Genomic DNA, 26,191 nt, shown 5'->3' with positions numbered 1-26,191 from the left:
TCAACCCCTTGGAGATGGTCGGGTGGTCGACCCGCGACCGCCTGGTGTGGGAAGCGTCGTGTCGAGGCGTGTCTCGACGGGGCCGCCGACATGGGCCGCGGCCGGTCCGGGCAGCCGGATCCCGGAGCCCAGCGCGGGTCCGGCGCCCGCGGCCCGGTCCGGCGGCGGGCCGGCGACGTAGGTGTCGATGCCGACCTGTCCCGGGATCGCGCCGTGCCGGGCGGCCCGCACACTCGCGAACACGTGTGCCGGACGCTCGCGTTCGACCACGCGGGCGATCTCCGGCAACGCGTCGGCGTGTTCCGGCGGGACGTGTACGCACACCCGGTGCGCGAACGCGGCGTACAGCGGCAGTCCCCGGTCCTGCGCCGGGATCAGGTGGGCGCCGTCGAGCACGGCCGTCGCGTCCAGCACCGGCGGCTCCGGGTCCGCGACGTGCGTTGCGGTGTCCCGGCCCAGTCCGCCGCTGCCCAGTCGCCAGACCCCGGCGCCCAGCAGCGGTTCGGACAGCCGGACCGCGACCCCGGTCTCGCGCGCGACGGCCTCGATGAGCCCGGCGGGCGTGCCGCGGCGGCCGTGCGCGGCGTACGCCCCGGCGATGTCCGAGCGCCGGGTGGCGGAGTCGGCGGAGCGGGAGGGCGCGGCGTCGACCCAGCGGGCGAGCCGGTCCAGCCACGGATCGTCCGGGCGGTCCGGGGCCGAGCCCGGGTCGAGCGAGGCGGGCAGGTCCTCCAGTTCGCGCACCGACGCCTCGTGCGCGCCGGCGAACAGGCCCAGCAGTCGGCCGAGCGTGCCCGAGCCGTCGTCGTCGCCGGTGTAGGCGGCGGGCAGCGCGTCGAGCAGGCCCCGGCCCACGTGTTCGACGCGCACGTCGTCCACGCGCGGGGTGCCGCGTCCGTCGCCGAGCAGTTCGATCGCGATCCACAGTCGGGCGCCGGGGGCGGTCGGGCCGGCCAAAACCCGCACGTCCAGGCCGTCCAGGGGGCCGGCCCGCCAACGGCCCGCCGGGGTCGGCACGGGCGCGTCGTCGGCGTCGGCGCCCGCCGGGTCCGGCGGGTCGGGGGTGACCGCCTTCGGCGCGAGCATCGTCCACACCCGCACATGCGTGCCGGGCGGCGCGGGCTCGGCGAGGAGGATCCGGACCCGGTCCCAAGGTTCGACGCCGGGCGGCTCGATCGGTGCGGGCACGACCGCGACGCCGCGCGTGCCGGTGCGCCGCGCGCCCAACCGGGCGATCCCGCCGGGGCCGGCCACGAACACCCGCCCGCACCGGTCGACGGTGATCCCGGCGAAGTCGCCGCCGGCCACGACCCGCGTCGGTGAGCCGTCGTCCGGGACCGACACGACGCCGGGGCCGGGCACCTGTCCGGCGCCGCCCGCCACGAGCACCCCGTCCGGCACCCGGACGGCCGCGAGGCCGCCGACCCGTACCCGGGCCGCGCGCAGCGCGGGGTCCTCGGCGGGCGGCGGGTCGGTCCACGGCGCGAGGTACTCGCCGGTGTCGGCGAGCACGACCATGGCTTGGGGACGCCGGTGCTGCGCCGACCGGTTCGGCTCGTCACCGACGATCGACAACCGCCCGCGGTCGAGCAACCACAGCCCGCGCGGCGCGCGCAGTGCGGCGGGATCCCCCGTGGCCACGTCGAGGCAGCCCAGCACGCAGACCACGTGGTCGCAACCGTCCACGCGCAGCACCCGACCGTGGCCCGGGTCGGCGACCACGATCGTGCCGTCGCCGAGCACGACCAGCCCCAGCGGCCCACCCGCCGGGTCCAGGTCCACGCACGCGATCGTTTCCGGCGTCGCCGTCCCCGGGCCCAGCACCAACCGCTCGCCGTCCGCGCGCACTCCCTCGAAACGGGCCCCCGGCCAGCGCCCCAGCGCGTTGACCCAGCGGTAGCCGGTCGCGCCGCTCACGCGCCCTCCACCCCCATCCACGAGATGTGCCAGCCCAGTTCGGTGCGCACCAGGTTCGGGGTCTCCAGGTCGGCGAGCACCACCGCCGGATTCAGCGGCAGCGTCGTGGTGCCGCCGGCGGCCCCGCCGATCCGCCCTGCGGGCAGCGGCACCACCACGGTCATCCGGCCCGGTTCGGCGCCGTCCACGTAGGGCGTGCCGTCGAGCACGCAGGCCTGGCCGCCCGGCGCGGCCGACGCGCTCAACTCCCGGTCGCCGTCGAGCCGGACCGTGTAGGCGGGGATGTCGCCGAAGCCCGCCGCGCCGGTGTCCACCACGGTGCGCAGCCCGATCACCACCCCGGAGGCCGGGTCCTCGACCGCCGACCACACGGTGCCGAACGCGCTCGTGGCGCCGGTGGCCACGTACGGCGTCGGGAGCACCGCCAGGATCCGGCGCCCGGCCGGATCGGGCGGCGCGGTCAGCGCACAGCCACGCACCGACACCGTCGCGAGCAACACGTCCAGCCCGTCCCGCAGTTCGGCCGGGGTACACCAGCCGACCGTCGGGCCGTCCGCGAGCCGCACCGCGCCGACCACGCCGCAGGCCCCGTCCCGGGTCCGCACCGCCGCCTCGTCGTCCTCGGTCCAGCGCAGGGTCAGGCAGAACACCACGTCGCCGCCGTCCGGCCCGGCGGCCACCGCCGGCACGTCCGTCTCGGCGCCGTCCGCCAGGATCAGGTCGCGACCGAGCGCGTCGAGTGCGTACCCCGCGCCGATCACGACGCGCTTGGCGCCCCGGGCACCGGTCACCTCCAGGCCGAGTGCGATGCCCCATCCGTGCAGGACCCGGTTGTGCAGCCGGCGGCGCGAACGCTCCACCGAGATCGCGTCGTCCAGGTCGGCGGCGGCAAGCACCTGTCCGGCGAAGAAGCTCGGGCGACGCGTCGGCGGCAACGCCGCCCCGCTCGTGGTCGGGCCGGTCATGCGGACTCTCCCCTTCGTCGAGGACCCGGTCGGGTCCCGGGTGGCTCGCCGGCACGACGCCGGGCTCGGGCGTCCCGTCCGGGCGGATCACCGCCGCTACGGCCGGCCCGGGCATCAGGGCCGGGCGGATCACCGGCTCGGCGACCGGCTCCGGCGTCCGGGCCGCCCGGATCGCCGCCTCGACGGCCCGCTCCCGCGTCCGGGCCGGGCCCGCCCCGCTCCTCGGACCCCGTCGCGTCCCGAAGATCGCGCGGCACGTGGATTACCGGCCGGGTGCACGGCACCGGGCACGGCGGGTCGACCGGCCCGGGCAGCGCCGGCACGCGCCGCGCGCTCGATACGGCCGTCCACGCGAACGCCATCGGCACCGCCGACACCTTCGGCTGCTCGTCGATGTCGCCGCTCGCCGGCAGCGCGTGCCGCACGGTGACCGCGAACCCGGTCTCGTCGACATCGGTGACCTGCGCGGTGCCGGCACCGGTACCGGCCGGCGGCGGCCCCTCGGCGCCGACGAACACCTGCGGTACGTCGGCGAACGGGCGCGCGAAGTCGATCCGCGCCGACCACCGCACGCGCGAGCCCTCGGCGGCGGCCCCGCCCCGGGCCACCCGGCCCGCGAGCAGCACGGTCGGACCGGGTCCACGCGCGGTGCGCCGGGCGCCGTCGCCGACGTCCAGCCGCCCCGAGTCGGGGTGATAGACCGCGAGCGGCACGTCCCCGACGCCCACGACGCCACCCGGCTCCAGCCGGCGCACCCGACCGCGTGGTCCGGCGCCCACACGACGCAACACCACGGTCTGCGGCCCGACCGCCTCGCCCGGCACCACGAGCACGTCGTCGCCGTCGAGCACGAGCAGGTCGCCGTCGCGGGCGAGAGCGACACCCGGCTCGACCAGAACCCGCCCGATGTCGAACGTCCACGCCGCCAGACCCACCGCGACACCCCACGTGCGATGCGCGGCACGAGTGTGCCGGGCCAGGTACCACGCCTCATTCGCCGTCAGGTCGCGCAGGTCGGCGGCGTCCAGCCGGACACCGGGTTCCTCGACGATGCGGTCGGGTGTCCCGCTCATCGCCGCTCCTCCGCCCGCACCGCGAGCACCACGTGCTCGCCCGGCACCACCAGCGCCGTCGGCGGTACGCACAACCCGCCGCAGCCGGGCGGGCCGCCGTCGGCACGCAGTGCGAGCGCGGTGACGTGATCCACGCCGGGGACCTCGTCCAGCACCCGCAACACCTCGCTGCGGTGCACGTCGCGGCCGAACGGCCGGCCCGTGCCGCGCGGTCCGCCGGTGATCGGGTGCAAAAACGTGTCGAGTGCGGCCCGCACCGCCGCGGTCGCCGCGATCGGGTCGACGCCCGGGAACAGGGCCACGGTCGTGTCGGCGCTCACCACCACGTAACGCGGCCCGGTGACGAACAGCCGGGTGCCCGTCGTACGCAGTGCGGCCAGGTGTCGGCGCACGGCGCGCAGCAGGCCCGGTGTGGGCTCGGGTCGCCCGCGCGGGAGGGCGGGAACCACGACCGCTGTGACGCAGCCCGACGCGACCAGGCCCGGCAGTCGCGGGTCGGTCTCGGCGAACGCGCGGACCCGGGCGATCCGGGTGCCGGGGGTGTCCAGCGCGCAGCGCTCGATCCCGGCCAGGGTCACCGCGCGCTCGGGCGCGGCCAGCCGCGGTACGGCGGCGCGGGGCAGGTCGTCGAGCGAGTGCGCGTCGGCGGCGGCGAGCGCGTCCACGAGGCGTTCGTGGGCCCACAGTGCGCGTTCGGCGCGGGCCGCCGCCGCGGCGGTGTCCTCGGCGTCGGTGCCGCCCGTCGCCGGGTCGACCAGGGCGGCGGTGAACGCGTCGGGATCGGGCGGGCCGCCCAGGAGCACGCGGGTGCGGGCGTCGGGCGCGACGACCACGGGTGCGGGCGGGGCCAACGCGCCGCCTCGGGCGCCGGAGGTGGTCCGGTAGGCGGCGAGCACGGTACGGCCGGCCTCCGGGACCCGGCCCGCGCGGCCGTCGCCGAAGGTCAGCGTCCCGGTCGCGGCGTCCAGCACCGCGTGCAGGTCGGTGCGGCCGGCCGCGTCCAGGTCCGGGACCAGCCGGACCGGTTCGACGCCGCCGGCCGGGTCGGCCAGCCACACCCGGTCCGGGCCGGGCGTCGGCGCGTCCGGGGCCACCGTGCCACCCGGCAGGACGAACGTCTGTTCCGGCGCGCCGTCGCCGACGCCCGCCGCGACGAGTTCGGCCGCCAACCGGCCGGGGGCGCCGGCCGTCGGCGCGATCCAGCGCACGATCCGCACCGCCGGCGCCGCCGGGTCGTCGGCGCGCACGGTCCGCACCACGCGCGCGGTGTCCACGGTGATCGCCAGCGGCACGAACGCGCCCTCGACCAGCGCCGCGCCGCCGGTGACCACGGCCGTCGACGCGACCTCGTAGGCGCCGACCGCCGCGCAGGACAGGCTCGCCTCGACCGCGTCGGCGACCACCCGACGCAGCCGGGGCGGCGCGTCGTGCCGACCCCGATCGAGCCGGCAGCGCAGCCACGCGCGGGTCCCGGCCGCGCCGAGCGATTCGACCGGCAGGCCGCCGGGCCCGATCCGCAGCCGCACCGCGCCGGATCGGGTCAGCGCCCGAGTGCGGTCCTCGACGTCGCCGAGCGGCTGCCAGGCACCGTCCACGCGGGCCTCCCACACGGTGCGCGCGCCGTGGTGCGCCGAGGTGCCCGGATCCCGGGCCGGGTCCAGTGCGTCGGCCACGTCGGACGCGACGGACGCGACGGACGCGACGGCCACGTCGCTCCCGCCCGCGTCCAGGTGAAGCGCGAGCGCGCCACCCGGGGGCAGCGCCCGATCCAGTCCCAGGAGCAGCGCGGCGCCGACCCCGGGATCCGGGCCCAGCGCGTCCACCGCGGCGCCCCCGAGCAGCGTGGGGGTGTGGTCGGTCCACCCGAGGGTGTATCCCGACTCCCGTGCCGTGCCGTCGTCGGTGCCCGCCGCCGTCACCGACGCGCCGGTCAGCGGCAGCGCCTCGACCGTTTCCAGGCCGGTCGGCGCGTCCGCCCCGTGCGCGAGAAAGCCCAGTCGGGCGGGCAGTTCGGGCGGCGCGCCGGGCCCGGGCCGGATCGCCAGCAGCACCCGTGCGGGGCTCGGCGCGGCCGGGTGCAGGCCGAGCAGCGCGAGCAGTTTGCGCCGGTGCCGGTCGGTCACCCGCGAGGCCCGGTAGACGTCCGTGTCCACGAGCCACGCGAGCATCTCGATCACCGCGATGCCGGGATCGGAGTGGTTGTGGTCGGTCCAGCGCGGGCTCTCCAACGGCAACAACGCCCGCGCCTCGGCGACCAGGTCCGGCCACCGCCGCGTGTCCAGGTTCGGAGGGAACAGGGGCATGGTTCAGTACTCCCTTCCCGGGGATCGCGAGGATCGCGAACACCCGGCGGATCCCGGCATCCCCGGGGCCTGGGGGGACCGCGGTGACCCGGCGGAGCGCGCCGCACCCGGCCCGGCTCCGGCCTCCCCCGACCCGGCGAGCCGCACCACGAGTGGTCCGGCGCACACCACGGCGTCCGCGTCGACCGGTACCGCGTCGCCGGCGGGTACGCCGTCCACGGTCAGGTCCAGCGCGGTCACCACGTCCACACCGGGCACCGTCTCCAGGCGCCGGGCCAGGTCGGACAGGTACACGCCCCGGCCGAACGGCCAGCCGGTCCCGGACGGGCCGCCGTCCAGCGGGTGCAGGAAGCGGGCCAGGTCGGCGAGCACCGCGCCGCGCACCGGGCCCGCGTCGCCGGCCCGGGCGGGCCGCACGGTGGCGGCCACGCCGACCGGGAAGTAGCGCGCGCCCTCGACCACCAGGCGGGCCGCCGCCGGCATCCGCGCGCCGACCGCGTCCCGTACCCGGCGCAGCAGTTCGCCGGTCGGCTCCGGCCGGTCCGTACCGTCGCGCGGCACCACGACCAGCCGGATCACGCCCGGCAGCACCCGGCCGTGCCGGTCGCGCGCGCCCAGCGCGCGGGCCGCCGCGATCGCCGGGACGGTCTCCCGGGCCAGCGCGGCCACGTCGCTCTCGGTGAGCGCGAGCCGGCGGTGTCGCAGCAGCGCGGGGCCGCGGCGCAGCACGTCGGGGAACGGTTCGGCGTCGGTACCGCCGCTCGCGCCCCGGGGGTTGCTCACCGCGCCGACCGCGACCGCACCGATCGCCTGGGTGATCGCGCCGGCGGGCACGTTGCCGGCCGCGCCGCCGCCGGAACGGTACGAGCGCAGCCGCACGTTGTCCGGCCCCACCGGCGGAACCCGCCCGTGTCCGTTCCCGCCGAACAACACCCGCCCGGTGGCGTGGTCGCACACGTAGACCCGATCGGCCGGGCCGGCCAGTCCCAGCGAGGGAAGTTCGTCCCAGCGCACCCACACCTCGCTCACCCGGCCCGTGCGCGGATCGGCCACCGTACGCAGTGCCGCACCCGCCCGCTCGGCCAACTCCCGGCGCAGCAGCGGGAGATCGACGAAGGCGCGCTCGCCGTCCAGCTCGCGCACCTCCAGCACCGCGCCGTCCAGGACCGGGGTGCGCATGGCCTGGAAGACCTGTCCGGCGCTGCCGTCGGCCGAGCCGAGCAGCTCGTCGGTGATCGTCTGGACCTGCTGCACCCGGGCCGCGTTGGGCACCAGCGCGCTGAGCGCCGGTTGCGGGGGTTCGGCCTCGCCGGGGAAGCGGGCCCGGATCCAGGTGCGGGGTGTGCCGAATCGGGCGGGTGGCGCGTCGCGCAGTTCGCCGCCCGCGTAGGCCCGGGAGAGCCGGTCGCGCACGGTGAGCGTCTCGCCGTCGGCGCCGGCCACGAGCACCGGTTCGCCGCCGCGCGCGTCGGTGAGCAACAGCCGGTCGCCGGGCGCGAATCGGGCGGCCGCGCCGCGCCCGAGCAGGGTCACCGTGTGGTCCGCGGCGCCCGCGACGGGTGCCCCGGGCGGACCGCCGGCGCCGGGCCAGAGCAGGCCGACCACGCCGCCTCGGGTGAAGCCCTCGGTGCCGTCGTCGCCGGCCAGGGCGACCCAGCCGGTGCCGTCGTAGCCCTCCCAGGTGGGCCGTACCGGGACCGCGTCGGGGTCCTCGCCGGCGGGCTCGACGTACAGGCCCAGGCGGTCGGCGGGCAGTTCGCCGTCGAAGCCCAGGTACAACGTCGGGGCGGTCTCGGCCATCGGGCGAAACGGCGTGGCGCCGGGTCCGGGGAAGGCGAGGTCGGCGGTCAGGTCGGCCCACGCGTGGTCGTCGAGCGCGAGCGTGTGTCGCGGGTCGTCGGGTCCGGCGAAGTGCCGGTAGAACACCTCGAAGCGGTCCAGCACCGGCGGCCGGGGCTCCACCACGGGCAGGAAGTTGAGCACGCCGGACGTGTCGGTCCAACTCACCTGGCGCAGGAAGGAGAAGCTGCCGCGTTCCAGTCGCGCGCGCAGCCAGCGGCGTTCGTCGCCGGTCACCGGGGCCGCCGCCCAGTCGGTCGGCACGGTGAAGTGCAGCGCTCCCGAGCGTTGCAGGGCCAGGACGGCGGACGCGCCGGACGCGCCGACCGCCCGCCAGCGGGTGCCGTCGTAGTACTCCCAGGTCACCTCGGGCGCGGTGAGCTGGTCGGGGGTCTGCGCGCCCGCCACGGCCTTGAGCAGGTCTTCCGGCGCCAGGTCCGCCAGCGCGGTGGCGATCGTGCGGGCCTTGGCCACCTGGGTGTCCACCGCGGTCCTGGCCGCGTCGATCCGCGAGGTCACGTCGGTCACGAACGCCTGGGGGTCGGCGCTGAGGAAGGACGGCAGCGGGGTGTCGGCCAGATAGGGGGTGGGGGTGGCCAGGACGGTGCCCAGCGCGGACGCGAGCGCGCCGTGCGCGGCGACCACCTGGGCGTCGCTGCCGCCGCCGAGCGCCTGGGCGAGCGCGGCCCGGGGCGCGGTCAACGCGCTCGCGCCGGCCGACAGTTGCGCGGTGACGTCGGCGGTGGCCAGCAACAGTCCGGCGCTCGCGCGCGGCGCGCCGCCGAGCGCGGCCAGCGCCGCGGCCAGGTCGGCGGCCGGGTTCGCGGCGGTCTGCGCGGCGACGACGTGGTCGCGTGCCGAGCCGATGTTGCCGAACAGGCCGGGCTCGGCCTGCGCGGCGCCGCGCAATGTGGTCAGCGCGTCCCGCAGGTGCGCCTTGACCTGGGTGTACCACGTGGTCGGGTCCTCGCCGGACAGCGGCGAGACCACCGCGCGTCCCAGGTCTCCGGTGACCGCAGTCAACTCGGCCAACCTGGTCGCCACGGCGCGGATGTCGGCGACCGTCTTGTCGCGGAACTCCTTCGCTTTCTGCACCCCGCCGGTCAGTTCGCCGGTGCGCTGGTCGGCCTCCTCGGCCGCGGTGCGCGGCCGGCCGAGCACCACGGTGACCCGGGCACCGGGCTTGGCGAACGCGGCGTCGCACGCGACGTGGAAGGCGCTGCCGCGTACCGGCGCCGGGCCCAGCGGGGTGAAGGCCCGGGTCAGGTCCACCGCCTGCGCGTCGGCGACCGCCTTGTCCGGGGTCAGGCCGGTGCGCAGGGTCAGGTCCAGGTGCGCGGGGGCGTCGAGGGCGAGCGGCGCGGTCAGGTCGTCGGGGTCGTCCAGGAGGAAGTAGTCGATGCCCGGTTTCGGGGTCGCCGTGCCGGCGGTGAAGGTGTCCGCGTCGGTGGGCGGCACGGTGACGCCGAACCGTACCGTGTGGCCCAGGTGCGCGGTCCCGATCGCCACCGGCGTGCCGGGCTTCGCGGTCGGGTCGGCCTTGCTCGCCGCGGTGGTGTCCCGGACGTGCACGGTCACCTGCGGCGGCGCGGTGGTGCCGTGCGCGGCGTGCACGGTGACGGTGGTGTCGGCACCGGTCGGCGGGCCGGTGAACAGCGCCAGACGCGCGTGGGTGCTCACCGCGGCGAGCCGTACGCGCGCCACCTCGGGGACCACGGACCCGGGTCGAGCGCCGAGCGCCGAGTCCAGGCGGGCGCGCAGCCAGTACGACTCGGTGCCCTCGACGGTGGTGGTCACCGCCTTCGCACACGGCGCCACCAGGCGCACGGTGCCCGAGCGGGTCAGCCCCGCGGTGCCGTCGCGGGACGCGTCGTCGCCGTCGCCCCAGGGCGCGAACGGCCGCCACGCGTCGCCGTCCCACCACGTCCAGGAGATCCGCAGCGGGCTCGACGCGGGTCGCCCCAGGACCACGGTGATCTCCACGGTGGCCCGGCCGGCGAACGCCAGGAGCGTGTCGTGCGCCAGGTACAACTCCCGTACGGCGGGGCGCAGATCGGTGAACAGCGTGACCGGGCGCCGGGCCAGGACGTCGGCGGAGTGGTCGGCGGCGGCGTCCGCGCCCGGGTCCAGGCTCCATACCTCGACCAGCGGCGCGCCGGCGAGTGCCACCGTGTCCCGGGTCTCGAAGACCAGCGGCGCGTCCTGTCCCGGCACGGCGGCGCCCAGCCGCGATCCGGCGGCCACCCGGGCCCCGCTCACCCCGGGCAGCGGCTGGAGCAGGACCGTGGTGCCGGCGCCCTGCGCGGGCAGCAGCGACACCCCCACCATGTCCAGGAGCGCGGCGAGTTGCCGGTCGGGCAGGGCGGCGAGCCGTTCCTCCAGCGCGGCCAGCAGCGCGCCGAGTCCGTGTGCCGCGCCCAGGGAGGGCCCACCCGGGGTCGGATGCCAGTCGGGTACCCAGCCGGTCCGCGCGGCCAGCAGCGCGGCGACCACCTCGGCCCGGCCTCGTGGCGTGCTCACGTGGCCGCCCCTTCGTGCAGGTGGAACGGGTAGACGAGGTTGTAGAAGGTGTTGGTGGCGCGGATCCGGTAGTCGATGCGCACATCCAGTCGGCCTGCCGCGCGATCGGCCACCGACACGTCCACGCCCAGCACGTCGATGCGCGGCTCCCACGCGGTCAGGCCCTGTTCCACCCGCAGCCGCACGAGCGCGGCGGTGGCCGCGGTGACCGGCTCGAACAACATGTCCTCCAGGCCCGCGCCGAAGTCGGGACGCATCACCCGCTCACCGCGCCGAGTGCCCAGGATGAGCAGCACGGACTGGCGGACCTTCTCCGGACCGGCCGCCTCGGCCGCCTCGCCGAGCGGGTCCAGGCGAGCCGGCGCGGCCCAGCCCCGGCCGAGCACGGCGGCGTCCGCGGGGGTGTGCCGCGCGGGGTCGGGATTCAGCGGCGCGTTCGGTTCGGCCACCGTCAGCCTCCGATCAGCACGGTCGGGACGCCGGCCACCACCGGTGCGCCGCAGCCGGCCAGGTCGCCTTGGCGCAGCGCGCCGCGACCGCCGACGAGCACCGTCGCGGAGCCCTTGGTGAACGGCGACGGCGGGTGGGCGGCGGGCGGCGGGAACGCGCACGCGTGCATGTCGCCCTGCACGGCGGCGGGCAGTCCGCCGATCAGCACGGTGGGCACGCCGGGTCCCGCGACCGTGCCGGGGTGGCCGGTGGGGTCGGTGACGCGCGCTGCTGCGGGCACGGCTGCCTCCTCGAAGGTGATCGGTGTGTGCGAACGCTGGTCCGCGAACGGTCAGTTGATCTTCACCAGGGCGCCCTGGATGCTGCACGTGGCGGCGGCCCGGATGTCCGCGCGGGTGGCCTTCGCCGCCAGGCCGTTGCCGGCCTCGACGCTCACATCGAGCCCGCTCACCGTGACCGACCGGGTGCCGGTGACGGTCACCGCGCCGGAGGTGGTCAGCGAGATCTTCGCCGCGCCGCCGGCCACGGCCAGGGTGATCCCGTCGACGGACATCTCGATCGAGTGGCCCAGGGCGTGCGTGAGCGTGACCGTCTGGACCAGGTCGTCGATGGCCACCTCGTGGCCCACCGGCGTACGGATGACCCGCTTGGTCACCGAGTCGGTGGGCAGGTCCACCGGGGGCCGCGAGGTCATCGTCCACAGTCCGCCGAGCACGTAGGGCTCGCGCACGTCGCCGTTGCGGAACGCGACAAGCACCTCGTCGCCGGGCTGCGGCATGAACCACACCCCGGAGCCGTCGCCCGCGACCGGCGCGCACACGCGTGCCCACGGCTCCACGCCCGGCAGCCACGCGTACTGCACCTGCACCCGCCCGGCACCGGTCAGGTCCAGGTTGTCCACCACCGTTGCCGGCGCCACGCCGGTCACCCGCGGACTGTCGGACGCGTGGATGTCGTCGAGGGCGTCGAAGAGCGGTTCGAACATGCCGATCCTCCATGGGGTCCGGTGGTGCGTCGGGAACGGGTGGCAGCGCGGGCGGGGCCGGTCGCCGGAGATGTCACGGGAACGTCCCCACTACCGTTACGAGTTGGGCGCCGGCAGCGACAACAGCCCGCCCTGGACCCGGATCGCGCCCTGGGACGCGGGCGGGATGCCGCCGAACCAGATCTCCTTGCGCAGTTCGAAGGAGGTGCGATAGCCGCCGCCGTCGAGGGTGTGCTGCGCGGACACCACCCGCCACAGGCCGCCGAACGTCTCCCCCACGCCCTCGATCCGCAACACCCGTCCGGCGGTGATCCGGGGGTCGCCCACGCACGAACCGCTCGCGGTGGTACGCCGGTTCAGCCTGGGCAGCAGCTTGGCGACGATCAGACGCGGAGCGGTGGCGATGGTCACCGGTTCGTCCACCAGCAGCACCTGGCGGCCCGATGGCAGTCCGAACCCCGGGGCCACCTCGATGGACAGCGCCTGGCGGTCCCAGTCGTAGCCGACCGAGACGGTCAACTCCAGGCGCACCTCGGGCCGCCACACCCGTACCGATACCCTCTCCACCTGGCCGACGGTGCTGATCCGGGGCGTGAACTCGATCAGCGAGCGCCCGTACCGCAAGGTCACGTCGGGCGAGAGGTAGGCGGCGGGCGACATCAACCGGAGCACGAAGCCGGACGGCTCGCTGTCGTGCTCGACGATCAGTTCCCACGCGTTCTCCACCGCGATCTTCTTCAGGAAGTCGAGTGTGGTCTCGGACTGTTGCCGGCGCACCACCCGCTGGCGCATGCTCGGGTCCTCCAGTGAGGCCACCACGTCCACCGCGCCCAGGGCCGCCGACAGAAAGGCGCCCAGCGGGTCGAGCAGCGGGATCATGCCGTGTTCGAGCGCCAGCAGCGGCGCGACCACCGCGTCCGGCAGCGGCAGCACACCGAGTTTGGGCACCGGGACGCCGAACCAGCGCGCGGGCGACGCGGCAGCCAGGCGGGTGCGCCGGTCCTGGGCGACCACGCGCAACATCGGCATCCCGTCGGAGGGGAAGCTCGCCTCGGTGCCGACGACTTCGCCGGTGAACAACCGGCGCGGCTCGTCCGGCGCGTAGCCCAGCGCGATGCTCACCTCGGTGTCCAGCCGGAACAGCGGGTCGTCGAGCCAGCGCAAACCCTCGTTGGCGAGCGAGACCTCCAGCCGGTCGGCGTCGCCCATGCCGGTCTGGCAGGTGACGCCGGTGACCGAGCCGCGCAGCGCCGCCGGCGCCGGCCGCCCGGCGAAGCGCAGCCGCATCTCCGGGGCGTACTGCGGGAATACGCTCACGCGGGCACCTCCCGCGGCGGCGCGTCGAAGACCTCGTTCGTGCCCGGGTCCCGGTAGGGCAGCCGGGGCACGTGCAGCGTCGCGCCCACGGGCAGCACGCGCGGGTCGTCCAGCCCGTTGTGCAGCGCGATCGGCCGCCACGCGGACGCCGAGCCGTATTCGCGCCACGCGATCAGTTGCAGTGTCTCGCCGGCGACCACGGTGTGTGCCTTGGTGTAGTCCGAGGTCTGCCGCTTGACCTCCTTCGCCTCCATGTCCACGTTGCGGAACTCGCTGAAGGTGACGGTCAGTCGGGCCCGCACCGGGGTGCCGTCCGGCTTGAACATCACGAACTTCTGCGCGACCCGGGTCAACACGCACGTGAAGGTCAGGCTCGCCCAGGCGAACACCAGCGGCGGCGGCGCGTGCAGCGTGGGGTCGATGTCCATCAGGTCCACCACCCGGCGGACCAGGATCCGCACGTCGCTGCCCGCGCCCGCCTGGTCGTTGGCCTCCAGCGAGTCGAGGAACAGCTCCATCTCCAGCGTCTGCGCGTTGCCGTGCACGAACTGCACGACCGGCGCGGACAGCCCCGGGACCGGGAGTTGGGCGTAGGTGGTCTCCCGGTTGACCGTGTAGTCCTCCGGGTTGAACAACACCCGGGTGCGCGTCCCGGTGACGGTATTGGTGATCGTCGCGCGTTCCATCACCGTCATCGGCTCCACCCCCGGCGTTCGTGCCGGGCGAGCACCCGACGGTCGATCTCCCGGACCACCCCGTCGACCAGCCGCGGCAGGTCGGCCGAGGTGAGCGCGGGCGCCGCCTGCCGGCGGCCGTACCCCGTCTCGGCCCGATCGCGCGCCGACGTGTCGGCCGGCGCGGTGTAGGGGTCGGCCGGGATCGAGGCGGGCACGGGGCGGGCGGGCGCGGCCAACGTCAGGGCGCTCCCGGGCCGGCCGCCGGAACGGCCCGACGGGGCCGGACGCCCGCCGCGCACGGGCACCGCGCCGGGGCGTGCCGGCTCCTCGACGCGCCGACCGTGGCCCGCCCCGTGCTCGTACAACTCCCGTGTCACCTGGGCGCGTTCGGCCACCGCGCGGCCGGCGCCCGCGAACACGGTGCGCAGCACCGGCGCGGGCAGTCGGCCCGGCCCGGCGGGGGACTGCGGGTACGGCCGCCCGTGGGCCTCGGCACGGGCGAGCGCGACCATGGGCGGCGCGGTGACCCGCACGTCCAGCCGCACATGCGCGCAGCGCCGGATGTCCGGAACGGGGATCGGCGCCGGGCGCGGGGCGCGGGTGCCGGCCGGGCGCGGCAACGTGTGCAGGACCAGGCCGATTCCGGGCACCGGGGTCTCCACCCGGCCCGCGCCGGCGGGGCCGGTGATCCCCGCGGCCCGGGCCCGGGCCCGGGCGAGCATCGACGCCGAGGCCGATCGCACCGGCCATCCGGCCGCCGGCGCGCGCGCTCCCGTGACGGTCACGGTCTTCTCCCTTCGCGATGCTCGATGCCGGGTGCCACGTCGTGCGCGTGGCCCGGGGCCGGTTCCTGTTCGATGCCGGATGCGCAACGGTGGACGCGTGGCCCGCCGTCACGGTGTGCCGGTCGCCTCGTTGAGCCGCTGGTTGATGGCCGAGACCCGCTCCACCCAGCGCCGGCGCTCGGCGTGGTCGAGGTCCATCAACTCGGCGTGCGACCAGTGCAGGTGGTAGGCGACGAAGGCGATCTCCTCCCTCAGCCGATCGACCGGATATCCGCGGATCCCCCCAGGCGCTCGTGGCCCGTACGGACCTCCTCGCCGCAGTTCGGGCAGGACCCCTCCGTCGAACCGGCGGGCTCGTCCACGGTGTTGATCCGGTTGTAGAGCTCCTGGAGGTGCGCCAGGTCGGCGGCGAACAGGGTCTCGATGGTGCGCGGGGTCACCGTCTCGACGCCGCCCACGCGGGTGACCACCCGACTGAGCAGGATCACCGAGAGGTAGGCCGGGTTCCGCTGCACCCGGGGGTCGGCCAGCGGCAGGATCTCGTCGGCCGCGGTGGCCAGCCGCATCGTGCCCTCGCGATGCAGCGCGCCGTCCTCGCCGAGCAGCCCGAGGGGCAGCGTGAAGTCGTGTTCGATCCGAAGCATGGTCACTGCACCCGCACCAATCCCTCGTGGACGAGTTCGAGCGTCTCGATCGCGATGTCGTCGGCCTCGGCGGTGAGCGCCGGCGCGGTGTACTTGGTCGGCCAGGCCCGGACGAAGTTCCACCGCGAGGTGACCACGCCGCGTCGATCCAGCAGCAACACCGCGCCGTTGCGCCGCAGGATGTCGCCCTCGACGATCTGCTGATGCCACTCGTACAGCTCGGTGTCGGTGGTCATGCCCCACTTGAGCACGATATTGGCGTACTTGGCCTGACCGGGGAACTTGTACGGGGTGATGTTCCATCCGCCCTCGCGGTGCTCCACCACGTCCACCGTCGCGTCGAGGCCGGTCACCTCGTGGAACCCGACCCGGATGATGCCGTCGAGTTCGACCTTGAAGTTGAAGTTGACAAAGGGATCCTGGATATCGCCTGTGCTCACGGCGTCCTCCGCTGCCTGTCCGTTGCCGATCGTGGGTGCTCGCGGGCGGCGCCCGCGGGTCCGGGTACGCGCCGCCGCGCGGGTGCGGCCGCTACTGTTCGCTCACCTGCGCGCCGCCGTCCCAGATGCCGATCCGCACCACGATGAACTCCGCCGGATAGACCGGCTGTACGCCGATCTCGATGTAGAGCAACCCGAGCTTGCGGGTGCTCGGCGGGTTCAACGCCTCGTCGATGCGCACGAAGAAGGCGTCCTTGGCCTTGGCGCCGAAGAGCGCGCCGTCCCGCCAGACCCGGGTGAGGAATTCGGTGAGGGTGTGCTTGAGCTTGCCCCACAGTTCCAGGTCGTTCGGCTCGAACACGGCGCCGCGCAGGCCCTGTTGGATCGACTCCTCGAGGAAGAGGAACAGCCGCCGCACGTTGATGTACTGCCAGTTGCGGTTGTTCGTGGTGGTCCGCGCACCCCACACCACCGGCGATCCGCGCCCGGGCAGGATCCGCAACGCGTTGACGCCGTCCGGGTTGAGCAGGCCCTGATCGGAGTCCAGGAGCCGGCGTTCGAGCCCGAGCGCGCCCGCGATGCCGACGTTGGCCGGGGCCTTGTGCACGCCGCGGGTCGCGTCGGTGTGCGCGTAGATCCCGGCGATGTGGCCGGACGGCGGCTGGATCACCACGGCCTGCTTGGCCGGGTCGCGCAGTTGGATCCACGGGTAGTAGAGCGCCGCGAAGCCCTTGTCCTGGTTGCCGCACACGCTCGCGCGCTGCGTCATGACGGTCGGCACGTCGACGCCGGGCGCGCTGTCCAGGATGGCGAACCGGTCGTAGAGCTTCTCGCAGTGGTCGACGATCGCCTGTTGTGCGCCGAGGTCGGTACAGCCCGGGGCCAGCACGAGGCTGATCTCGTCGATCGGTTCGAGCAGTTTCAGGTGGTCGACCATGCGCTCCCGCACGGCCTTGACGGCCTCGAACGGATCGTCGGCCACCGAGCCCGTCAAGGGGAACGTCCCGGCGGCGGGGCGCGGATCGCCCACCGGAATCGGGGCATCCGGCTTGAGCACGATCCGCAGATGGGTACTCGACACCGACGGGCCGCCCCACCAGCGCGGATGCGACGGCATCGTGGACAGGTTCGGGTAGGTGACGGCCCCGCCGCCGCCATCGGTGACGGTCAGGTCGAACTCGGCCGTCGACACGCGGGTGGGCGTGACGAGCTTGTACGCGTTGGTGAGCGGCCTGCGCAGGGTGAGCGAGTCGTTGGTGACCGACGCGACGATCCCCCACTCGGTGGTCGTGCCGTCGTTGATCCGCACCGACGAACCGACCGGGACCAGGGGTCGCAGCGCGATCCCCGGCGGGACGTTCAGCCGCAACACCGTGTCGCCGGGCGTGAGATCGTCCGAGGTCACCTTGCCGCCGACGAAGTCGGTCGTCCCGGACAGACCCTGGTCGAGGACGATCGTGTCCGGCTCCTGCACCGACTTCACCCGCACCGTTCGGGTCTCCGCGCCCTTGGTCACCAGCACCCGCTCACCGGCCGCCAGGTCGCCGACCGCGTTCACGGTGAGCACGCGTCGGGTGGCGTCGACGGCGGTGATGTCCGCCTTCCCCTGCACCACCGGCAGATCGGTTCCCTGGCCGGCCGCCGTCAACGCCTTGGCCAACGCGCTCGAATCCACGATCCGGACCGAGCCGCCCTCGCCGTCGGGGCCGTCGAGCAGGGCCTCCACCCGGCCCACGACCGGGGCGCCCGACGCGCGTCCCGCGAGGTCCCTGGCAGCGCGCTTGGCGGTGCCCACCCGCACGACGAAGCACTGGGCGCCGCCGTTGCGGAAGAACCCGTCCACCGCGAGCGGGAGATGGTAGGGCACGTCGCCGCCGTCCACCGGCGGCCCGAACAGCGCGGTGAACGCGTCCGCGCTGGTCACCAGCGTGGGTTCGGCGATCGGCCCGTGCGCGCTGATGCCGATGAACGCCGCGACGCTGGTCGACACACCCTGGATGGGTGCGGCGGGCTCGGTCTCTTCGATGTAGACGCCGGGGTACGAGACCTGCACGGCCATGGCGGGTGTCCTCTCAGGTGAAGCGGAGTTCGATCAGCGCGTCGGGTGATCCGGGGACCCGGACCGCCTGCGGGGCCGGCGGCGGCAGTCCGGCGGCGGTGACCCGCGCCCGGTACTCCCCCGGCGGGATGCCGACGAGCACGAACCGCCCGTCGTCGTCGCTGCGGACCCGGGCCACCACCACGAGCCCCGCCGGGTCGTCCAGCACGACGTCCGCGTCCGGCACCGGCACCGGCGGCCCCCCGGTGGCGTCGAGCACGAGGCCGCCCACGTCGGCGAGTTGTTCGGCGGTGCCGTCATCGCCTCCGGGCGGTTCGGCGTCGTAGGAGGTCAGCACCGTGTGCACGACGCCGTCGATCCGCCGGTCCGGTTCCGGGACCGGCATGGTGACGATCAGGTACACGGCGGGTCGCCAGGACGTGGCCCGTCCGACGGTTCCCCAGAACTCGGCGAGCTTGGTGAACCCTTCCGGCGGAACCACCTCCACCGGCAGTTCCGCCTCGCGCAGCGTCGCGGGCACCCTGGCCAGTTGCTCGGGTGTCAGGATCGCCGAGGCGACCATCGGGTCGGCGTCCAGGAGCACGGCCAGGACCGCGCCGAGCACGGTGTGCTCCTGCTCGGTGGCGGGCATCTGGGCGCTGTCCTTGGCCGCGTTCCACGCGGTGATCAGGTAGTGGCAACAAATCCGCGCGGGTTCGCGTCGCTCCACGGTCACCGATCCGGTGGTGATCCGCTTCCGGATGTTCTGTCGCAGCGTCCGGTCCTCGCGCAGGTCCACCAGCGCGCAGTTGACCCACACGCCGGTGCTCGCGCCGACCCGTTGCCGCCAGTCGTCGTCCGGGGGCTGGAAGCCGATCCGCGCACTCGTCAGCCCGGGCACACCGGCGATCAGGGTCTCCCGGATGATCAGGTCGAGGATGTCGATCACGCGATCACCACTGGGTTCCCTGGTCGCGCATCATCCGCAGGACTCGCGGGGTCGGATTCGGCGGCTCCCACGCGCCGGGCAGGATCTGCGGATTGCCGAGCGGGCGGTCCTGCTTGCCCGAGTTGCAGGGCGTACAGATCCCCGCGAGGTTGCTCGGGTCGTTCGCCGCGGCCCGAGCCTGCTCGCGGGTGACGATGCCCGCCCCCATCGCGGCTTCCCAGTCCTTGAGCGCGGTGAGGTGGTCCGCCGCGGCCGAAGGACGGATCTGGCACATCTCACACACGGGGTGGGCGGCCCGAACCTCCTGCGAACGCTTGCTCCACCGACGGGAGGAGAGGCTGAGGCCCGAACGGTCGTACGCCCACTGCCCCTTGCCCTCGGCGGCCTTCTTCGCCGCGGCGGCCTCCTTGGCCGCCGCCTTCTTCGCCGCCGCCGCTTCCTTGGCCGCCGCCTTCTTCGCCGCGGCGGCCTCCTTGGTCGCCGCCTTCTTGGCCGCCGCCTTCTCCTTGGTCGCCGCCTTCATCTTCGCCGCGGTCGCCTTCTTGGCCGCCGACCCGGACTTCGGGGTCGTCTTGTGCACCGGTGTCGGCGCCGCGGTGACCGGCGCCGACCCGGACTGCCCTCCGGCCGGCGCGTCGGTGGTCTTCGCGACCGTCGTCTTCTCGGCCGCGGCCTCCGGTTTCGCCGCCTTGGACTTCGCGGCCTTGGACTTCGCGGCCTCGGGCTTCACGGCCTTCGCATGCGGACTCGCCTGCGCCGGCGCGGCGTTCGCCGGGTCCGGGATCGCCGCGGTGGCAGCCGCGGGTGTCGCCGCGCCGGCCGTCGTCTTGCTCGCGGCGCCCTTGGCCGACGGCCCCTGGCCGGTGGGCTTCTTCGTGGTGCCCTTCTTGGCGGCGGGTTTCGCGGCAGCGGCCTTCGGCGCGGCGGCGGGCACGGCGGGTGTCGCGGGTGCGCCGGCGTGCGCGGGCGAGGGCGGCGCGGGCGACTCCAGTGGGGTGTGCGCGGGTTGCGCGGGCGTGCCGGCATGCGGCTCGCCGTGCGAGGCGGGCTGCTTCGCGCTTGTCGGGCCGGTCTTGGCCGCGCCCGATGCCGCACCCGCCGCCGGGGGCCCGCCGCCGGACTTCGCGCGCCGGCTCGCGGCGGCCTGGAGCAGGATCTGGTGCAGCAGCGCCAGCAGCGCCTTCGCCAGGTCCTTCGCGTCCTGCTTGAGCGCCGCGTCCCGGTCCGCGCCGGCCGGCCGCCGCCAGTCCGTCACGAGCCGCTTCACCACCGGCGCGAGCGTCAATCCGGCCAACGCGGCGTCGATCAGCAACATCGCGATCTTCTTGTTGGCGCTGCCCGCCCGCATCCCGGCCAGGGTGAGCACCGCGGCCACCACCTGGGTCCAGAACTGCACGTCGGACGGCCAGCCGTCCGGATTCGCGTTGACCGCGTCGAGGATCGACTTGACGGCGCCGATGACGTTCACCGCCGCGAGTGCGACCGCGACTTCCTCGACGTCGATCGCCGTGAGCACGGTCTTCGCGGTGAGTTGACCGATGATCTGGCCCAACTCGCGGTCCGTGAACAGATCGTCGTTCTTCGGCGCCCTGGTCCCCAGGTTCTCGTCGTACTTCGCCTCCAGCCAGTCGCCGGCCGCGGTGACTTGGGACGAGATGGCGGGCGAACCGGTGACCGGGTCGACCAGACCCGCGGCCTTCGCCTTGTCCCGCACCGCCCTCAGCACATCTGCACCGGTCAGCAGATCGGAGGCGACCTGGAGCCGTGCCTTGCCCTCGGCGCCCAGGCCCAGGGCCGAGGCCAGGTTGTCGACGCCGCGCTGCTCCAGGTCCTGCACGCTGTAGCGGAAGCCGACGACCGTGTCGACGATGGCGGCGCCCTCCAGGACGATGCCCTCCGCCACGCCCAGATTCCTCAGGTCGGCCGCGCGGTTGTCCGCTTTGAGCGCGGCGGCCTCCGGGTCCTCCTCGCCCTTGGGCGCGCGGGACACGCCGGGTGCGGTGCCGCCCGCGACGGGAGCGGACAGCCCGGCGGCGGCCCGGGCGCCCGCACGGTGCGCGGCGCCCTCGGCGGCGGTTCCGGACGGGTGCACACCGCCGGGTCCCGGCGCCACGCCGCCGCGCCGTTGCTGCACCACGTGCGCGAGCTCGTGGCCGATCAGCGCGCGACCCGCGTCCGAGTGCGGGTCGTAGCGCCCCGGGCCGAACACGACATGCCGGCCGACCGCGTAGGCCTTCGCGTCGAGCCGATCGGCGGACGCCGCGGCATCGGCGTCGGTGTGCACGACCACATCGCCCAGCGACGCCCCGAACGAACGCTCCATCGGACCGCGCACCGACGCGTCCAGCGGCCGGGCGCGCGCGGCGCGGGACTCCAATTCGGCGGGCAGGTGCGATCCGCCGTCGCCGCCGGCCTTCGGGCTCGACGCCATCACACCACCCCGACCGGTACGGCGGCCTGCGGGGAGGGCCCGATCTTGTCGTACTCGCGCGCCATCGCCCGCAACACCGCCGCCCGGTCCACGACCCGGCCCTCGGCCGCCGCCAAGTGGACCGCCGCGACCGCCACGTTGTGGATGTGGCCGCCGGACAGCGGGTAGCCGTCGGCGAGTTCACCCAGGTCGAGGTCGACGTCGCGGGGCAGTGCCGGCGGCCAGACGCTCTGCCAGATCCGCCTGCGTTCGGGGGCCTCCGGGAACGGGAAGTGCACGCAGTAGGTCAGGCGTCGGATGAACGCGTCGTCCATGTGGTGCAGCAGGTTCGTGGCCAGCACCGCGAGCCCGTCGTGGTCCTCCAACCGCTGGAGCAGGTAGGCCACTTCGAGGTTGGCGTAGCGATCCCGCGCGTCGTGTACCTCGCTGCGCTTGCCGAACAACGCGTCGCACTCGTCGAACAGCAGCACCGCGTCGGTGCGCGCGGCGGCGGTGAACACCGCGTCCAGGTTCTGTTCGGTCTCGCCGATGTACTTCGACACCACCGACGCGAGGTCCACCCGGTAGAGCGGCAGGCCGAGCCGGCCCGCGACCAGGCGCGCGGCGAGCGTCTTGCCAGTGCCGCTGGGCCCGGCGAACAGCACCGACACGCCTCGTCCCTGGCCCGGCCGCCCGGCGAACCCGTGCCCGTCGAGCACCGTGCGATGGGCGCTCAGATGCGCGCAGACGTCGTGCAGCCGCTCGCCGACGTCGTCCGGGACGATCAGCGCGGACCAGTCGTCCGAAGTGGTCAACCGGGCGGCGAGTCGCCCCAGTTCGCCGCCGGTGACCTGGGCCGCGACGTCGGCCACCTCGGCCGGCGTGGTGTGCGGCCCGGCACCTGCCCCGGCTCGGCCGCGGGCCCGGGCGGCGACCGCGTCCAGGGTGTGCCGGAGTTCGGCGCCGGCCAGATGGGTCCAGCCGGCGAGCGGGTCGGGCCCGGTGCCGCCCGTGACGCGCACACCCCGGTCGGCCAGCGCTGCGGCGAGCCCGCCGGGACCATCCACCGCCGGGGCCCGCCGCACGGGCAGCGACACCACCCGCTCGGCCGCCAGGTCCGGCCCGGTGGGCGCGAGCGAGTCGGGGCCGCCGATCACGATCGTGTGGGTGAATCGCTCCCACGCCGAGGCGGGTGGTGTCACGGCGTGCGCGTCCACCACGAGCACGGCCTCGCGCAGCAGCGCCTCGGCGGCCAGCCCGCGCACGACGGCGGGCTCGGCCAACGCCTCCGGCCGCGCGGTCAGCACGCGGCGCCCGGCCCGTACCGCGCTCCACCACGCCAGATCCAGGCAGCTCGCCGGCGCCGCACCGTGCAGGTGGGTGAGCGTCGAATCCTCGCCGGTCAGCCGGGCGACCAGCGCCTCGGCCACCTCGGGATCGACCACGCCGGCCGGCGCGTACCCGTCCAGGGTGGCGAACGGCGCCAGTTCGTCGGCGATTCGGGTCACCGCGAACAGCCGGCGCAACAACACCGCCGAGGGCCGCACCGCGCTCGCGTAGGAGGGGCCGGAACCGGTTCCGACCGGCTCGACCAGCCCGCGTCGCACCAGTGGTCCGGCCGAGGACAGTCGGACCGCCACCGCCGCCCGATCCGCGCCGGTCTCGCAACACAGCCGGGCGAGCAGGTCGAGAGTCGGGTACGGCTGTCCGGGGTCGCGCTGGAGCCAGGCGATCGCCCGACCGAACGCGGGATCGAGATCGGGCGCGATCGCCAGTGCGAGGACGGTCAGTTCGAACGCGTCGAACCCGGCGCGGGTCAACGGCAGCGTCACGTGCGCGGGCAGCGGCGGGAGGGTGATCGGCTCGGGCGCGGGGCGCGGCCCGCCCGACAGCGCGCGGTGCACCTCGCCGTACGACGGGTAGAGGCGTTCCAGCGAACTCTCGTCGTCCTGCCGGTCGATCGCCGCCACGGCCCGCGCGAGCACGTCCGCGATCCACCGCTCCAGATCGGAGAGGTCGGGAACGACGGATGCGCTCGAATCGATCGAGTCGGTGGCGGCCATGTCGTGATCCTTGATCAACGGCCGCCGACGCGTCATCCACCCGACAGGACGATCTTTGCGCGCGTCGGGAGTAGATCCCCGATGGATCGCCGACACGTCCTCCTCCACCCGGGGTGGAGATCGGCATCCGCCCGCGGAGCGCAGGCCGGACCGCGCCGCGAGGGCGAGGAAGCGGGCGCACGCCCACCGAGCGAATCGGCTCAGGCGCGCGCCGGCCCACCGTTGGTGGGCTGCCCGAGATCCGGCGCCCGCCGGGTACGCGGCGCCCGCGGCGGCACGCCGGCGATCGGCCGATCCGTTCCGGCGCCCGCGTCCGCGGGGCCGGCCGGTCGGTCGGCCGGTCGGTCGGCCGGCACGGAGCGCAGCAGCGTCGCCGCGGCCTCGCGATGCGGCACGTCCAACTTCCGCAGCACCGCGTGCACATGGGTCTTGACCGTGGACAGGCCGATGGACAGTTGCCGGGCGATCGCGTGATTGCTCATCCCCTCGGCCATCAGGAAGAGGATCTCCCGCTCGCGCGTGGTCAGCGTCTCCGGCAGTGCGGACACCGCGCGCCGCGCGCCGGCGGCCGGCGACTGCACACGTTGCAGCAGCAGCGCGGCGATCCGCGGACTGCACGACGCCTCGCCGCGCACCGCGCCGACGATCGCCGCGGCGGTTTCCAACACCGAGTACTCCCGGCCGATGAACCCCGCCACGCCGGCCTCGGCCGCGGTGATCACGTCGTCGCGGGACTCGTCCACGCCGAGCGCGATCAACCGGGTCTCCGGCGAGCCGCACCGGATCGCGCGGATGGCCGGAATGCTGTCGGGCGTGGCGAGATCGAGCAGCAGGACCGAGGGTCGCAGGCGCAGCGCTCCGGAGACCGCCTCGGCGGCGGATCCGCCCGAGCCGACCAGGCGCAACGCGGGTTCGTCGGCGAGCGCCCGCACGGTGGCCTCGCGATAGATCCGGACCGGGGTGATCACGAGTACCTCGATCGCCGCACTCATCGGCTTCTCTCTGCCCCCCGCCGTCGAAGGCCCGCCGGGCGATCCGCGCCACCGTCCCGCGAAACCCTCGCGCGGCGTGCCGAATCGGGCGACTGCGTCACATCGACTGTTGACAACTCACAGTAATCGTCCGGTCGCGCTAAGAGTACCGCCGCCGCCGTTGCCCCGCCACAAACCCGGGTTCACGGCAACCCGAATCGGCGCGCATCTCGACGAAACCGAACCCCACCCGCGCCACGACGGCGCCGGCGGACGGCACTTCCCCGCCGCCGGCGCGCGCCGACTCGACCGAACCGCTCGATGCGAACCACTCGATCCGAGCCACTCGGTGCGCACCACTCGACGCGAACCGCCGGATTCGAACCACTCGATGCGCACCACTCGACGCGAACCGCCGGATTCGAACCACTCGATCGAGCGCTCCGGTACCACCGGACCGACATCGGCGGGGCGAACCACCGCTCCCCCACGCCGATTCGATACCGTTCCGGCCGCCTCACACCAGCGTCGTCACCGGCCGCCGCGTCGTGCTCTCGATCTCGCCCGCCGCCTTGTCCAGCAACTGCCGGGTCAGATCCGTCAGCGCCCGCGCCGCGGCGATCTCCTCGCCCACCTGCGGTTGATCGGGATCATCCGGGTAACGACTGGCATGCGCGTGCGAACGCAACTCCGTTCCGTCCCGCAACCGGAGGAGCGCGGCGGCCTCGGTCCGCTTCCCGTCCTCCTTGAACTCCATCTCGATGTGCCATCCGACGATCTGCATGACTACCCCTTCCGAGCCCCCGTCCGGTCGGCACCCGCCGAGCCCCTCCGCGCCGACCCGATTCGACCTGCCGCGCCTACGATCCGCCACTCCCTTCCGTCGGATCCGCCACTCCTTTCCGCCACCCGCGTTCGTGCCCCGCTTCCGCCTCGCCCCGACCGCCCGCCGTCGGCGCCGGCGCCGGCCCCGGCCCGGTCACCGTCACCCGGGCCGGACGCAACAGCCGCTCCCCCACGCGGTAACCCGGCGTGTGCACCACCGAGCAGATCGGCGGATCCGCCCCTCGACAGGGCCGATGCGCCAACGCGTCGTGGACGTGCGGGTCGAACGTGTCCCCGACCGCGCCGAACCCCCGCAGCCCCAGCGCCGCGAGCGCGTCCTCGAGTTGACGGACGACTCCGGCAACCCCGGACGTCAACTCGCCGGCGGCCCGGGCCCGATCGAAGCCGTCGACCACCGGCAGCAACGGGGTCAGCACATTGGCCAGCGCCGCCTCCCGCACCGCGAGCCGATCCCGCCGCACGTGCGCCCGATAGCCGTCGTAGTCGGCCTGGAGACGCCGCAATTCGTCCACCCGATCGGTGAGTTGCTCGCGCAGCGCGGCGATCTCGGCCAACAGCGTGGCCAGGATCGGCGACTGCGGATGCCCGGCGGGCACCGGCAACAGTCCCGGGCCGGGAGAGGTCCCGTTCACGCGGCCCCACCTCCCCGCTTGTCCTCGTCGACGATCTCCGCGTCGACCACATCGTCGTCCTCGACGGTGTCACCGGCGGCTCCGGCTCCGGCCGAACCGTCGGCGCCCGGCTGCGCGTTCGCGTACATCGCGCTGCCCATCCGCTGACTGATCGTGCTCACCTTCTCCGCGGCGTCGCGGATGGCGGCCAGGTCCTCGCCCTTGAGGGCGTCCTTGAGCCCGGTCAGCGACGTCTCCACCTCGCCCCGTACGTCGGCCGGCACCTTGTCGCCGTTGTCCTTGATGAACTTCTCGGTGGTGTACACCAGTTGCTCGGCCTGGTTGCGGGTCTCCGCGGCCTCGCGACGCTGGTGGTCCTCCTCCGCGT

At 74.9% G+C, this 26,191-nt stretch carries 22 protein-coding genes; all 22 read right to left on the bottom strand.

From position 1 onward, the window contains the following. A complete protein-coding gene (locus ACWCPW_RS47860) occupies positions 1-1,917 on the bottom strand; it encodes a phage tail protein (protein WP_449767941.1) in 1,917 nt (638 codons plus the stop codon). Continuing rightward, positions 1,914-2,882: a hypothetical protein gene (locus ACWCPW_RS47855; protein ID WP_449767940.1), complete on the bottom strand. Its 969-nt coding sequence runs from the start codon at positions 2,880-2,882 to the stop codon at positions 1,914-1,916. The genes ACWCPW_RS47860 and ACWCPW_RS47855 overlap by 4 nt, the downstream gene beginning before the upstream one ends. Further along, positions 2,879-3,955, bottom strand: a complete 1,077-nt coding sequence (locus tag ACWCPW_RS47850) for a hypothetical protein (RefSeq protein WP_449767939.1) — start codon at positions 3,953-3,955, stop codon at positions 2,879-2,881. Before ACWCPW_RS47850 ends, ACWCPW_RS47855 begins: the two co-directional genes overlap by 4 nt. Further along, positions 3,952-6,258, bottom strand: a complete 2,307-nt coding sequence (locus ACWCPW_RS47845; protein ID WP_449767938.1) for a hypothetical protein — start codon at positions 6,256-6,258, stop codon at positions 3,952-3,954. Before ACWCPW_RS47845 ends, ACWCPW_RS47850 begins: the two co-directional genes overlap by 4 nt. A 3-nt stretch (positions 6,259-6,261) precedes the next feature. Then, the gene (locus tag ACWCPW_RS47840) at positions 6,262-10,617 is read right to left on the bottom strand and encodes a hypothetical protein (protein ID WP_449767937.1); all 4,356 of its coding nucleotides are present in this window, start codon (positions 10,615-10,617) and stop codon (positions 6,262-6,264) included. Further along, positions 10,614-11,066, bottom strand: a complete 453-nt coding sequence (locus ACWCPW_RS47835) for a GPW/gp25 family protein (protein ID WP_449767936.1) — start codon at positions 11,064-11,066, stop codon at positions 10,614-10,616. The genes ACWCPW_RS47840 and ACWCPW_RS47835 overlap by 4 nt, the downstream gene beginning before the upstream one ends. Positions 11,067-11,068: 2 nt before the next feature. Continuing rightward, positions 11,069-11,347: a PAAR domain-containing protein gene (locus ACWCPW_RS47830; protein ID WP_449767935.1), complete on the bottom strand. Its 279-nt coding sequence runs from the start codon at positions 11,345-11,347 to the stop codon at positions 11,069-11,071. Between the two features lie 51 nt (positions 11,348-11,398). Further along, positions 11,399-12,052, bottom strand: coding sequence for a phage baseplate assembly protein V (locus ACWCPW_RS47825; RefSeq protein WP_449767934.1), 654 nt, complete (start codon positions 12,050-12,052; stop codon positions 11,399-11,401). Between the two features lie 96 nt (positions 12,053-12,148). Next, positions 12,149-13,369: a phage late control D family protein gene (locus ACWCPW_RS47820; protein WP_449767933.1), complete on the bottom strand. Its 1,221-nt coding sequence runs from the start codon at positions 13,367-13,369 to the stop codon at positions 12,149-12,151. Beyond that, a complete protein-coding gene (locus ACWCPW_RS47815; protein ID WP_449767932.1) occupies positions 13,366-14,064 on the bottom strand; it encodes a CIS tube protein in 699 nt (232 codons plus the stop codon). Before ACWCPW_RS47815 ends, ACWCPW_RS47820 begins: the two co-directional genes overlap by 4 nt. After that, positions 14,061-14,831, bottom strand: coding sequence for a hypothetical protein (locus ACWCPW_RS47810; RefSeq protein WP_449767931.1), 771 nt, complete (start codon positions 14,829-14,831; stop codon positions 14,061-14,063). Before ACWCPW_RS47810 ends, ACWCPW_RS47815 begins: the two co-directional genes overlap by 4 nt. Before the next feature lie 108 nt (positions 14,832-14,939). Continuing rightward, the gene (locus tag ACWCPW_RS47805; protein ID WP_449767930.1) at positions 14,940-15,032 is read right to left on the bottom strand and encodes a DUF6760 family protein; all 93 of its coding nucleotides are present in this window, start codon (positions 15,030-15,032) and stop codon (positions 14,940-14,942) included. A gap of 50 nt (positions 15,033-15,082) precedes the next feature. Then, the gene (locus tag ACWCPW_RS47800) at positions 15,083-15,475 is read right to left on the bottom strand and encodes a hypothetical protein (RefSeq protein WP_449767929.1); all 393 of its coding nucleotides are present in this window, start codon (positions 15,473-15,475) and stop codon (positions 15,083-15,085) included. A 2-nt stretch (positions 15,476-15,477) separates the two neighbouring features. Continuing rightward, complete coding sequence (locus ACWCPW_RS47795) at positions 15,478-15,915, bottom strand: phage tail protein (protein WP_449767928.1); 438 nt, start codon at positions 15,913-15,915, stop codon at positions 15,478-15,480. A gap of 91 nt (positions 15,916-16,006) precedes the next feature. After that, complete coding sequence (locus tag ACWCPW_RS47790) at positions 16,007-17,974, bottom strand: phage tail sheath family protein (protein ID WP_449767927.1); 1,968 nt, start codon at positions 17,972-17,974, stop codon at positions 16,007-16,009. A gap of 13 nt (positions 17,975-17,987) precedes the next feature. Continuing rightward, positions 17,988-18,902, bottom strand: a complete 915-nt coding sequence (locus ACWCPW_RS47785; protein WP_449767926.1) for a Pvc16 family protein — start codon at positions 18,900-18,902, stop codon at positions 17,988-17,990. A gap of 4 nt (positions 18,903-18,906) precedes the next feature. Next, positions 18,907-21,333 (bottom strand): eCIS core domain-containing protein, encoded by a 2,427-nt coding sequence (locus ACWCPW_RS47780; protein WP_449767925.1) that lies wholly within the window; start codon positions 21,331-21,333, stop codon positions 18,907-18,909. Continuing rightward, positions 21,333-23,375, bottom strand: coding sequence for an AAA family ATPase (locus ACWCPW_RS47775; protein ID WP_449767924.1), 2,043 nt, complete (start codon positions 23,373-23,375; stop codon positions 21,333-21,335). The genes ACWCPW_RS47780 and ACWCPW_RS47775 overlap by 1 nt, the downstream gene beginning before the upstream one ends. A 200-nt stretch (positions 23,376-23,575) precedes the next feature. Further along, positions 23,576-24,367 carry a LuxR C-terminal-related transcriptional regulator gene (locus tag ACWCPW_RS47770; RefSeq protein ID WP_449767923.1) on the bottom strand — a complete coding sequence of 264 codons (792 nt, stop codon included), beginning with the start codon at positions 24,365-24,367 and terminating at the stop codon, positions 23,576-23,578. Positions 24,368-24,863: 496 nt separating this feature from the next. After that, positions 24,864-25,130 carry a DUF1876 domain-containing protein gene (locus tag ACWCPW_RS47765; protein WP_449767922.1) on the bottom strand — a complete coding sequence of 89 codons (267 nt, stop codon included), beginning with the start codon at positions 25,128-25,130 and terminating at the stop codon, positions 24,864-24,866. Between the two features lie 76 nt (positions 25,131-25,206). Continuing rightward, a complete protein-coding gene (gene grpE, locus ACWCPW_RS47760; RefSeq protein WP_449767921.1) occupies positions 25,207-25,824 on the bottom strand; it encodes a nucleotide exchange factor GrpE in 618 nt (205 codons plus the stop codon). Continuing rightward, on the bottom strand, positions 25,821-26,191 hold a 371-nt coding region (locus tag ACWCPW_RS47755; protein WP_449767920.1), incomplete at its 5' end, for an Hsp70 family protein. The genes grpE and ACWCPW_RS47755, both read right to left, overlap by 4 nt.

It is taken from the genome of Embleya sp. NPDC001921 (assembly GCF_053594475.1).
This window is presented reverse-complemented; position numbering and strand designations above follow the sequence as displayed.